The sequence below is a fragment of the Sphingomonas sp. 8AM genome (genome assembly GCF_902506455.1).
GTDB lineage: Bacteria > Pseudomonadota > Alphaproteobacteria > Sphingomonadales > Sphingomonadaceae > Sphingomonas.
In genome coordinates this window covers 3,184,259-3,195,107 of record NZ_LR733844.1, presented here as the reverse complement: position 1 = coordinate 3,195,107, position 10,849 = coordinate 3,184,259, and the positions used below count along the sequence as shown (strand labels likewise).

The 10,849-nt window shown below is 68.1% G+C and carries 10 protein-coding genes; 1 reads left to right on the top strand and 9 read right to left on the bottom strand.

Translation table 11 applies throughout. The annotated features are described in order from the left end of the window. Positions 1–18: 18 nt before the first annotated feature. The 8 genes from BACI71_RS15100 to BACI71_RS15065 all read right to left on the bottom strand — a co-directional run bounded on the left by BACI71_RS15100 (position 19) and on the right by BACI71_RS15065 (position 7,585). Entirely contained in the window at positions 19–918 is a 900-nt protein-coding gene (locus BACI71_RS15100) for a YihY/virulence factor BrkB family protein (protein ID WP_159759983.1), read from the bottom strand. A gap of 333 nt (positions 919–1,251) precedes the next feature. Further along, complete coding sequence (locus BACI71_RS15095; protein WP_159759981.1) at positions 1,252–1,605, bottom strand: HesB/IscA family protein; 354 nt, start codon at positions 1,603–1,605, stop codon at positions 1,252–1,254. Next, a complete protein-coding gene (locus tag BACI71_RS15090; protein WP_159759979.1) occupies positions 1,605–2,069 on the bottom strand; it encodes an SUF system Fe-S cluster assembly protein in 465 nt (154 codons plus the stop codon). The genes BACI71_RS15095 and BACI71_RS15090 overlap by 1 nt, the downstream gene beginning before the upstream one ends. Continuing rightward, entirely contained in the window at positions 2,066–3,271 is a 1,206-nt protein-coding gene (locus BACI71_RS15085; RefSeq protein WP_159759977.1) for an aminotransferase class V-fold PLP-dependent enzyme, read from the bottom strand. The genes BACI71_RS15090 and BACI71_RS15085 overlap by 4 nt, the downstream gene beginning before the upstream one ends. Before the next feature lie 127 nt (positions 3,272–3,398). After that, entirely contained in the window at positions 3,399–4,463 is a 1,065-nt protein-coding gene (locus BACI71_RS15080) for a SufD family Fe-S cluster assembly protein (protein ID WP_159759975.1), read from the bottom strand. A 223-nt stretch (positions 4,464–4,686) separates the two neighbouring features. After that, positions 4,687–5,562 carry a Fe-S cluster assembly ATPase SufC gene (sufC, locus tag BACI71_RS15075; protein ID WP_159759973.1) on the bottom strand — a complete coding sequence of 292 codons (876 nt, stop codon included), beginning with the start codon at positions 5,560–5,562 and terminating at the stop codon, positions 4,687–4,689. Positions 5,563–5,672: 110 nt separating this feature from the next. Next, positions 5,673–7,136: a Fe-S cluster assembly protein SufB gene (gene sufB / locus BACI71_RS15070; RefSeq protein ID WP_159759971.1), complete on the bottom strand. Its 1,464-nt coding sequence runs from the start codon at positions 7,134–7,136 to the stop codon at positions 5,673–5,675. A gap of 2 nt (positions 7,137–7,138) precedes the next feature. After that, complete coding sequence (locus tag BACI71_RS15065) at positions 7,139–7,585, bottom strand: SUF system Fe-S cluster assembly regulator (RefSeq protein ID WP_159759969.1); 447 nt, start codon at positions 7,583–7,585, stop codon at positions 7,139–7,141. Positions 7,586–7,889: 304 nt separating this feature from the next. On the opposite strand from BACI71_RS15065, the gene BACI71_RS15060 reads away from it, so the two are divergent. Beyond that, positions 7,890–8,915: a quinone-dependent dihydroorotate dehydrogenase gene (locus BACI71_RS15060; protein WP_159759967.1), complete on the top strand. Its 1,026-nt coding sequence runs from the start codon at positions 7,890–7,892 to the stop codon at positions 8,913–8,915. Between the two features lie 84 nt (positions 8,916–8,999). Here the strand turns inward: BACI71_RS15060 and ggt are convergent, their stop codons facing one another. Beyond that, positions 9,000–10,745: a gamma-glutamyltransferase gene (gene ggt, locus BACI71_RS15055; RefSeq protein WP_159759965.1), complete on the bottom strand. Its 1,746-nt coding sequence runs from the start codon at positions 10,743–10,745 to the stop codon at positions 9,000–9,002. Between the last annotated feature and the right edge of the window lie 104 nt (positions 10,746–10,849).

The window sequence follows — 10,849 nt, the reverse complement described above, 5'->3', positions numbered from 1 at the left end:
TGTTCGTACGTACAATGCCTAGGCGGTGACTGTCCCACCAGCAACGCTTTCCACCGACCGGCCGCGATACGCCTGCACGTCGAGCGCGGCGCCGAGCAGGAAGGCGTAGACGCTGAGCCACAGCCACGTCAGCGCGACGATGATCGCCCCCAGCGAGCCATATGTCGCGCCATAATTGCCGAAATTGGCGACGTAGAGGCTGAAACCGGTGGTCGCGAGCAGCCATACGAGCGTCGCGGTCACCGTCCCCGGCGTCGCCCAGCGCAGCCGTGCGCCATGGCGATACGGGCCGAAGCGAAACAGCAGCGACGCGCCGGTGATGACGATCGTCGCGAGCAGCGCATAGGTGGCGATGCGGATCAGCGCGAGGACGATGCCGGGGAACCACGGGATCAGCGTGCCGATGAACGCCACCACCGCGCTGGCGGCGATACCAAGGAAGATCAGCAGGATGCCGCCGAGCACGATCGCGAACGAGGTCAGCGTCCAGACGAAGAAGTTGCGCTTTTCCTTCACCTCATAGGCGACGTTGAGCGCGGTCATCATCGCGGTTGCCGCCTTGCTGCCGCCGTATAGCGCGATCACGAGCGCGACGATCAACCCCAGCCCTTTGCGTCCCTGCGATCCCGAGGTGACGATGTCGAGCTGTTGCCCGACCAGACTCGCGACGTCGCCCGGCAGCGAGGTGAACAAGGCGCGGATGTCCTCCTGCACGGTCGCCGCGTCGGCAAACAGGCCGTAGGTGAACACCGTGACCGCGAGGATCGGCGCGATCGACGAAATGATGTAGAAGGCCGCGCCAGCCGCGATCAGCCCGAGATTGTCGTCGTTCGACGCGGTGTAGGCGGCCTTCATCTGGCCCCACCAGTCGCGCCGGAAGGATCGCCAGAGGTCGGTCGAGGAGAGATCGATGTTCATTACGGGGGCGAACGCCGCGCGGCGGCGTAGGCTCCCGGCGGACGGATTAGCCTGGGTTAGTCTGGCACGCTGCCGGCCTGCCCGTTTCCGTACTTCCCGCGCAGGCGGGAACCAGGGACCGCTGGAGCGTCGCTTCTATCGCCAGACCTGCGCGCCTGGATTCCCGCCTTCGCGGGAATGACGGAGGTGGTGCGCCTCGCTTACGTCGCCCCTGCGAAGGCAGGAGCCTATGGCTGGACCGCTTTCCGGTCGGCATGACACAGGCGCGTCGGGCAATGTGTCAGATTATCCAAGTAATCCAGACACATGCCCCTGCCTGTGCAACGAGGGCGGTTAGACCGTGAAGCTTTCGCCGCAACCGCACGCGCCCTTGGCGTTGGGATTGTTGAAGACGAAGCCGGCGGTGAAATCGTCCTCGACCCAGTTCATCGTCGAGCCGATCAGGTACAGGATCGACCCGCCATCGACGAACAGCGTCCCGCCCGTGGTTTCGATCCGCTCGTCCATCGGCGTGGCCTCTGTGACGTAATCGACCGAATAGGCCAGCCCCGAACAGCCGCGGCGCGGGGTGGAGAGCTTGACGCCGATCGCACCGGCGGGCGCCTTGGCCATCAGGTCGGCGATCCGCGCCTCGGCGGTCGGGGTGAGCAGCAGCGGCGCGGGGCGCGCACGAAGCGTGGTGGCCATCACAGCATCCCCAGTTCGAGCCGCGCGTCGTCGGACATCTTCTGCGGGTCCCAGGGCGGATCCCAGACGAGGTTGACGTCAGCGAAGGCGATGCCGGGCACCGCCGCGACGCGCATCTCGACCTCGCCGGGCATCGACTCGGCAACCGGACAGTGCGGGGTGGTCAGCGTCATCGTCACCGCGGCATGGCCGTCCTCGGTAACGTCGACGCCGTAGATCAGTCCGAGGTCGTAGATATTGACCGGGATTTCAGGGTCGAAAATGTCCTTGAGCGCGTCGATCACCGCCTCGTACAGCGCGCCGCCGGGTTCGTTGGCGGCCTCGCCGGTAGGTTTTTGTGCGAGAAAGCCCGACAGGTAGTCGCGCTGGCGCTCAACACCGCCCGTGTCGACCGCGTCGGACACCTGCGCGCGCGGTGGCTTGTCGACCGCCTCGACCGTTTCGCTCCGCACCGAGTCGCTCATCCGAAAATCCTCTTCACTCGCTCGATCCCGGCCGCCAGCGCCGCCACGTCCTCGGGGCCGTTATAGACCGCGAAGCTGGCGCGCGCGGTCGCCTCCACGCCCAGCGCCGCCATCAGCGGCTGGGCGCAATGATGCCCGGCGCGGATCGCGACCCGGCTCTCGTCCAAGATGGTGCCGATGTCATGCGGATGCACCCCCTCCATCACGAAGGAGACGATCCCGGCGCTGTCGTCCGGCCCGAGCACGCGAATCGAATTGATGTGCGACAGCGCGGCGCGCGCCTCGCGCACCAAAGCGGTTTCGTGCGCGTGGATGCGGTCGAGCCCGATCGCGCGGACGTAGTCGACCGCGGCCGACAGGCCGAGCGCGCCGACGATATGCGGCGTCCCCGCCTCGAAGCGTGTCGGCGCGGGGGCGTAGGTGGTACGCTCGAACGACACGCGGTCGATCATCGACCCGCCGCCCTGATAGGGGGGCATCGCGTCGAGCAGCTCGGCGCGCGCCCATAGCACGCCGATGCCGGTCGGGCCGTAGAGCTTGTGACCGGAAAAGACGTAGAAATCGCAATCGAGCGCCGCCACGTCGACCGAAACGCGCGGCACTGCCTGGCAGCCGTCGATCAGGATCTTCGCGCCGACCGAATGCGCGATCGCGCCGGCTTTCGCGACGTCGAGGATCGAGCCGAGCACGTTCGAGACATGCGCCAGCGCGACCAATTTGTGCTCGGGGCGGATCATCGCCGCCATCACGTCGAGGTCGATACGGTGGTCGGCGGTGAGCGGGATCACGTCGATCGCCGCGCCGACGCGCTCGGCGACCATCTGCCACGGCACGATATTGCTGTGATGCTCGAGCATCGACAGCAGGATGCGGTCGCCCGCCTTGAGGTTCTGTGCGGCCCATGACTGCGCCACGAGGTTGATCGCCTCGGTCGCGCCGCGCACGAAGACGATCTCGTTCGCGGAGGCTCCGATAAGGTTCGCGATGTTGGCGCGTGCGGCCTCATAGGCCAGGGTCATGTCCGCCGAACGTTGGTACACACCGCGGTGGACGGTGGCATAGGTGGTGTCGTAGCCGCGCGTGATCGCGTCGATCACGGGCTTCGGCTTCTGCGCGGTCGCGGCAGTATCGAGATACGCCCAACCCGCCGGGATCGCAGGGAAATCCGCGACCAGATCGAGCGGCGCTTCAAGCATCGTCATACCCCCCTCCCTGCAAGGGAGGGGCTGGGGGTGGGTCGCGTGCCCATGCTACGGCTCCGACGGAGTGAGGCGACCGTATCTCCCGGACGCCACCCACCCCCGGCCCCTCCCTTGCAGGGAGGGGAGGTCACGACGCGCTCTCCAGCCACGCGTCCGCATCGGCGGCGAAGGCGGCGCGGACGGTCTCGTCGCCGATCCTGTCGATCGCGTCGGCGACGAACGCGCGGGTCAGCAATGCCTTGGCGCGCGCCGCCGGGATGCCGCGGCTCTCCATGTAGAACAAGGCGCGCGCATCGAGTTCGCCGACCGTCGCGCCGTGCGCGCACTTCACGTCATCGGCGAAGATTTCCAGCTCGGGCTTCAGGTTGACGGTCGCGGTGCGGTGCAGAAGCAGCCCGCGCAGCGATTGTTCGCCGTCGGTCTTCTGCGCGTGCCGCGCGACCTCGACGGCGGCGGCGAGGCTCGCCTGCGACTGGTCGGCGGCGACCGCGCGCCACAATTGGTGCGACTGGCCGTTGGGCTCGGCATGGCGGACGCGCACCGCGCATTCCTGCCGGAGTCGGTCACGCGTGAGCAGCGCGCCGCCGTATTCGGCATAGCCGCCCTCGCCCGCCAGCGTGATCGCGGCGTCGATGCGGACGCCCTGATCGCCCGCCGCGAGCATCGTCCCGACAAGGCTCGCGCCCTCGCCCAGCTCCGCCTCGTCACGGAGCGTGACGAAGCCTGCGCCTTGCGTCATGCGGACGGCGCGCATCAGCCGTGCCGCCTTGCCGAGGCGGATGCGGGTGTTGCGGTTCGACCAGCCCGCGCCGACGAACGTCTCGACGACCTGCGCCGAGGTGTCGGCGTCGAGGACGATCTCGGCGGCGAGGTGGTTCTCCGCGCCGGTCGCGACATGGACGACCTGCACCGGGTGCGCGACCGCCTGCGTATCGAGGTGGAGCGACCAGCCGCGGGTGGCGCGCTTGCCGAGCGCGTGCGCGCCGGGGGTGAGGTCGCCGACGCGGACGCGGTGGAGGTCGCTGGCGGCGTCATCGAGGACGCCGTCGACGAACAGCAGCTTCGCGCCGGGCAGGTCGAGGAACTGCGCGTCGGGGCGCGTGATCGGCGCGAGCGCGGCGGCTGCGGCGATCCCGCCGAGATCCGCCCAGCGCCACGCTTCCTCGCGGTTCGAGGGGAGGTCGAGGGTCATGCGGCGCTACTCTGGTTTTGTTCACGCGAAGGCGCGAAGGCGCGAAGAAGATGATCTCGCGCAGAGGCGCAGAGGCGCAGAGAGGTAGCGCGCGCGGCAGCGCGCCCTCCCCCTCTCCGACGCCGAACAGGAGAGCCGCTCGCGCGGCAAGGCACGACCTCTCTGCGTGTCCGCGTCTCTGCGCGAACAACAACCTTCGCGGCGTCGCGGCTTCGCGTGACCATCACGCCGCCACCTCGGCATAGCCCTGCCGTTCCAGTTCGTGCGCCAGCTCCGGCCCGCCCGAGCGCGTGATGCGGCCGTCGGCGAGGACGTGGACGCGGTCGGGCTGCACGTAATCGAGGAGGCGCTGATAGTGGGTGATGAGCAGCACCGCCTTGGTCGGCTTGCGCATGATGCGGTTGATGCCGTCGCCGACGATCCGCAGCGCGTCGATGTCGAGGCCGCTGTCGGTTTCGTCGAGGATCGCGAAAGCGGGGTCGATGATGCCCATCTGCACCATCTCGTTGCGCTTCTTCTCGCCGCCCGAGAAGCCGACGTTGACCGGGCGCTTGAGCATGTCCTGCTGGAGCCCCAGCGCGTCGGCCTGCGCGCGCGCGAGCTTCAGGAATTCCGCGCCCGACAGCGGCTTCTCGCCGCGCGAGGTGCGCTGCGCGTTGAGCGATTCGCGGAGGAACTGGACGTTCGAGACGCCGGGGATCTCGACCGGGTACTGGAAGCCGAGGAACACGCCGGCAGCGGCGCGCTCGTGCGGTTCGAGCTCGAGCAGGTCGATCCATTCCTCTCCCCTCCCTGCAAGGGAGGGGCCGGGGGTGGGTGGCGTGCTCGCGGAACTCGGCCGATCCGCGCGTTGCTCGCCGTACTGGGACACAGGACCCACCCCCGGCCCCTCCCTTGCAGGGAGGGGGGCACGGAACAGGATCGAGCCGGCGGTCACCTCATAGCCGGGGCGCCCGCCGAGGACATAGCCGAGCGTCGACTTGCCCGCGCCGTTCGGCCCCATGATCGCGTGGATCTCGCCCGCGTTCACCTCGAGCGACAGGCCCTTGAGGATTTCCTTGCCGTCGATTTCGGCGTGGAGGTTTTCGATTTTCAGCATTGCTTCCCAACCCGTCGCCCCTGCGCAGGCAGGGGCCTATCTCTCTATCAACACGCGGTGCCGCTAATGGCGACAGACATGGGTTCCTGCCTTCGCAGGAACGACGACGATTAACCGACCGAACCCTCAAGGCTGATCCCGAGCAGCTTCTGCGCCTCGACCGCGAACTCCATCGGGAGTTGTTGCAAGACCTCGCGCGCGAAGCCGTTGACGATCAGCGCGACCGCCGCCTCGGCGTCCAGCCCGCGCGACATCGCGTAGAAGAGCTGATCCTCGCTGATCTTGCTGGTCGTCGCCTCGTGCTCGATCTGCGCGCTGGGGTTCTTGACCTCGATATACGGCACGGTGTGCGCGCCGCACTGATCGCTCAGCAACAGCGAATCGCATTGCGTGAAGTTGCGGACGTTCTCGGCACTCGCCGCGACGCGCACCAGTCCACGATAGGTATTGTCGGAGCGCCCGGCGCTGATCCCCTTCGACACGATCGTCGATCTGGTGTTCTTGCCGAGGTGGATCATCTTGGTGCCGGTATCGGCCTGCTGGCGGTTGTTGGTCACCGCCACCGAATAGAATTCGCCGACCGACCCATCGCCCGCCAGCACGCACGACGGATATTTCCACGTGATCGCGCTGCCGGTCTCGACCTGCGTCCAGCTCACCTTGCTGTTCTTGCCCTGGCAAAGCGCGCGCTTGGTGACGAAATTGTAGATGCCGCCGACGCCGTTCTCGTCGCCGGGATACCAGTTCTGGACGGTCGAATATTTGATCTCGGCATCGTCCATCGCGACCAGCTCGACCACGGCGGCGTGGAGCTGGTTCTCGTCGCGCATCGGCGCGGTGCAGCCTTCGAGGTAGGAGACATACGCACCCTCGTCGGCGACGATCAGCGTGCGTTCGAACTGGCCGGTGTTCTCGGCGTTGATGCGGAAATAGGTGCTCAGCTCCATCGGGCAGCGCACGCCCTTCGGCACGTAGACGAACGTGCCGTCGGAGAAGACCGCCGAGTTGAGCGTCGCGAAGTAATTGTCGCGCTGCGGCACGACCTTGCCGAGCCACTTCTTCACCAGCTCGGGGTATTCGCGGATCGCCTCGCTGATCGACAGGAAGATCACCCCCGCCGCCTTCAGCTCGGCGCGGAAGGTGGTGGCAACCGAGACGCTGTCGAACACCGCGTCGACCGCGACCTTGCGCGCGCCCTCGACGCCCGCCAGCACTTCCTGCTCGGCGATCGGGATGCCGAGCTTCTCATAGGTGCGGCGGATTTCGGGATCGAGCTCGTCAAGCGAGGCGATCGTCTTCTTCACCTTCGGCTCGGCGTAATAATACGCATCCTGATAGTCGATCGGCGGCACGTTGAGCTTCGCCCAATCGGGCGCCTCCAGCGTCTGCCAGACGCGAAACGCCTTCAGCCGCCAGTCGAGCATCCATTCCGGCTCGTTCTTCTTCGCCGAGATGTAGCGGACGGTGTCCTCGTTCAGCCCCTTGGGCGCGAAGTCCTGCTCAACGTCGGTCGCGAAGCCCCATTCGTACTTCTTGGCGACAGCGGCGTGTGCCTCGGCGTTCTTGATGGCCATGATTATGCCTCAACCTTCATCTGCTGCTGCGCCACGACGGGCGCGTCTGCGGCGAGTTGCGCCAGCGTGATCCCCGCCAGCGCCCCGCGCACCGCCTGGTTGACCGCACTCCAGTGCGGCTTCACCCGGCAATTTCCTTCGATCGCGCAATCGTGGTTCGCGGCGTCGACACACGAGGTCATCGCGATCGGTCCTTCGACCGCCTCGACGATATCGGCGAGCGTGATCGACGCCGGCGGTCGCGACAGGCGGATGCCGCCGCCGGTGCCGCGCGCGCTGTCGATCAGCCCGGCCGCCGCGAGCTTGCTGACCAGCTTCTGCGCGGTCGGCAGCGGCACGCCGGTTTCCTCGGCAAGCAACGTCGCATTCTGCCGCGCCATCCCGCCGCAATGCCGCGCGGCGGCGCCAAGCAGCACCACCGCATAATCGGTCAGGCTGGAAAGTCTCATGACACCTGGCGCATTACTTGCGAACCACTCTCAAATCGGATTAAATTGTTCCGATTGGCAGATGGTCGTTTGTTCGCGCGAAATCAACCGCTGCGTGCAGATCAAAAAAAGGGCCCGACATTGCTGCCGGGCCCTTCAGGAAAGAGACTTCCCTGAGGAAGCCCTTCGGGTCGCAGGAGTGTTATGACTCCGATTCGGCCGCAAAGATTGGATGGATGCGACGCAAGCCACAGCAAAATTTACAATTTGGCTGCGGTCTCGTCGGCGCTTGATCTCTTCGCCGCCGGGGACGAAACGCGATGCCATGGCTGACCTGCTCTCCCGCCTCGCGCGCACGCTCGATCCCGAAACCGCGCATGTCTGGGCGATCCGTGCGCTCGGCGGCTGGGGACGCAGCGGCACGCCACTGGCGGGCGAGATGCCGCGGCTCGAGACGACCGTAGCGGGCGTGAGCTTCCCCAACCCGGTCGGGCTGGCGGCGGGGCTCGACAAGGATGCACGAGCGATCACCGGCTTGATGGCGCTGGGATTCGGATCGGTCGAGATCGGGACGCTGACGCCACGCGCGCAGCCGGGAAACCCCAGGCCACGGTTGTTCCGCCTGACCGAGGACCGCGCGGTCATCAACCGCATGGGGTTCAACAACGGCGGACTGACGGACGGCGTCGCGCGCGCCAGGGCCGCGCACCGGCGCGGCGGGGTGCTGGGGATCAACGTCGGCGCGAACAAGGACGCCACCGACCGTGTCGCCGATTATGTCGCCGGGGTGCGCGCAGCGGCACCGGTCGCTGATTATGTGACGATCAACATCAGCTCGCCGAACACACCGGGCCTGCGTGACCTGCAAGAGGGCGCGGCGCTCGACGAATTGCTCGCGGCGTGCGCGGCGGAGCGCGGGACGACGCCGTTGTTCCTGAAGATCGCACCGGATCTGGACACGGGCGGGATCGATGGCGTGGCGAAGGCGGCGATCGCGCGCGGGATCGATGCGCTGGTAATCGGCAACACGACGATCTCGCGTCCGCCGTTGCGCAGTGGTCATGCGGGCGAGGCGGGTGGACTGTCGGGTGCGCCGCTCCGCGCGCTGGCGGCGGCGAAGCTGGCGGAGGTGCGCGCGGCGACCGGCGGACAGGTGGCGTTGGTCGCGGCGGGTGGTGTCGACAGCGGGGCGGAGGCCTATGCGCGGATCCGGTCCGGGGCGAGTCTGGTGCAGCTCTATTCGGCGCTGGTCTATGAAGGGCCGGGGCTGCCGCGGCGGGTGGTGACCGAGCTGGCGGCGTGTCTGGCGCGCGATGGCTTCGCGAGCGTCGCGGAGGCGGTGGGGGCGTGACGGTCCCCTCATTGCGAGCGTAGCGAAGTAATCCAGAGCCGGACCAGGACGCCCTGGATAACTTCGCTACGCTCGCAATGACGATCAGGGCGCCGGCTCGATCGCGACCTTACCCTCGCGGCGCGGGTCGTAGCCGCCGTCGAGGCGACCGTCGCGCAGGATGATGCCGTGCAGCCCCGAATCCTCGCCCTGCCCCGGTCGTACGACGATCCCGCGCGCCGCCAGCCCGTCGCGCACCGCCGGGGAGAAGCGCGAGGCCTCGCCCTGATAATTGTCGCCCTTGGCGATCAGATTGGGTAGCCCGAGCGCTTCCTGCATCGGCAGCTTCCAGTCGATCGCCGCGATCGCAGCCTTGCCGACATACGCGAGGATCGCGTTGCCCCCGGCCGAGCCGAGCGCCCCGACGAAGCGGCGCCCGCCATCGAGCAGCACCAGCGGCGTCATCGACGAGCGCGGGCGCTTGCCCGCCGCGACCGCATTGGCGGCGGGGCGTCCGGCGGCGTCGCGCGGGCTGAACGAGAAATCGGTCATCTGGTTGTTGAGGAAGAAGCCGTCGACCATCCGTCCCGAGCCGAAGATCGATTCGACGGTGGTGGTGATCGACACGACATTGCCGCGCGCATCGCCGACAACGAAGTGCGAGGTGCCGGTCGGCTCCAGCGTGCGATCGGCCGCAGCGGCCGGGGCGCCGTCGGGATTGCCCGGAGCGGGCGCGGGGCCGGCGCGGGTGCCGATGAGTTGCGCGCGTTTCGCCAGATAGTCGGCGGCGAGCAGCCCGGCGACCGGCACGTCGACGAACGCGGGATCGCCGACATAGCGGTCACGATCGGCGTACATCAGCCGGCTTGCCTCGGCGAACAGGAACCATGCCTGTGGGTCCTCGGGCTCGCGCGTCGCGATGTCAGTGCGTTCGAGCAGCCCGAGCAATTCGAGCAGCCCGACCCCGCTCGCGGGCGGCGGCGGCGCGCAGACCAGCAGCACGCGGTACGGCGCGCAGACCGGCTCGCGCACAACCGGGCGATAGGCGGCGAGATCCGCGAGCGTCATCGTGCCGGCGAGCGGGCCTTGCGTGATGCGGGCGACGATCCGCCGCGCGGTCGCGCCGGTGTAGAGCGCGTCGGGGCCTTCGTCGGCCAGCCGCGCGAGGAACGCGGCATAGGCGGGGTTGCGGAGCCGGTCGCCTGCGCGCAACAGCCCGCCGCCCGGCCGCGCGAAATAGGCGCGGACATCTGGCGCACTCAGCTCGGCATAATTACCGCCGAGGAAGCGCGCGAGCCGCGGCGAGACGACGAAACCGTCCCTGGCGGTGCGGCGTGCGTCGCCGAACAAGGTATTCCACGGCAGCCTGCCATGTTCCGCCTGCACCAGCGCCAGCATCTTCACCGCGCCGGGCACGCCCGTCGCACGCCCGCTGAGCACCGCCTGTGCGAACGGTAGCGGCTGCCCGTTATCGTCGAGGAACATGTCCGGCGTCGCACCCGCCGGGGCGGTCTCGCGACCGTCGTAGACGCGCACCTGTCGCGCGGCGGCGTCGTAGTACGTCAGGAACGCGCCGCCGCCGACGCCGGAGCTTTGCGGCTCGACCAGCGACAGCATCGCCTGCACCGCCACCGCCGCATCGGCCGCCGAGCCGCCACGGCGCAGCACCGCCATCCCGGCATCGGTGGCGAGCGGATTGGCCGCAACGACGAAGATCTGCGCGGCATGTGGCGCGGTCGCCGCTGCCGGGGGTGCGACGGCACGCTGCGGCGCGGCGCACGCTCCCAGCAGCAAGGCCGCGCCGAACAGGAGGGCGCCGAAGCGCGGGATAGCGTTTGTCGTATCGGTCATCGCGTCAAGCGATAGCCCCGGGCCAGGACAGCGTCCATGCTGGCGCAGCGTTGAAATCCTTGGCATGACGCAACGGAAAGGGCGACACGCCCGTCATGGAGAGG

Bases quoted from the DNA above. Each gene is read 5' to 3' on its own strand.
- sufC (WP_159759973.1), bottom strand. From the start codon at position 5,562: ATGCTGAAAATCGAAAACCTCCACGCCGAAATCGACGGCAAGGAAATC.
- BACI71_RS15090 (WP_159759979.1), bottom strand. From the start codon at position 2,069: ATGAGCGACTCGGTGCGGAGCGAAACGGTCGAGGCGGTCGACAAGCCA.
- sufB (WP_159759971.1), bottom strand. From the start codon at position 7,136: ATGGCCATCAAGAACGCCGAGGCACACGCCGCTGTCGCCAAGAAGTAC.
- BACI71_RS15085 (WP_159759977.1), bottom strand. From the start codon at position 3,271: ATGACGATGCTTGAAGCGCCGCTCGATCTGGTCGCGGATTTCCCTGCG.
- BACI71_RS15065 (WP_159759969.1), bottom strand. From the start codon at position 7,585: ATGAGACTTTCCAGCCTGACCGATTATGCGGTGGTGCTGCTTGGCGCC.
- BACI71_RS15060 (WP_159759967.1), top strand. From the start codon at position 7,890: ATGGCTGACCTGCTCTCCCGCCTCGCGCGCACGCTCGATCCCGAAACC.
- BACI71_RS15100 (WP_159759983.1), bottom strand. From the start codon at position 918: ATGAACATCGATCTCTCCTCGACCGACCTCTGGCGATCCTTCCGGCGC.
- BACI71_RS15095 (WP_159759981.1), bottom strand. From the start codon at position 1,605: ATGGCCACCACGCTTCGTGCGCGCCCCGCGCCGCTGCTGCTCACCCCG.
- ggt (WP_159759965.1), bottom strand. From the start codon at position 10,745: ATGACCGATACGACAAACGCTATCCCGCGCTTCGGCGCCCTCCTGTTC.
- BACI71_RS15080 (WP_159759975.1), bottom strand. From the start codon at position 4,463: ATGACCCTCGACCTCCCCTCGAACCGCGAGGAAGCGTGGCGCTGGGCG.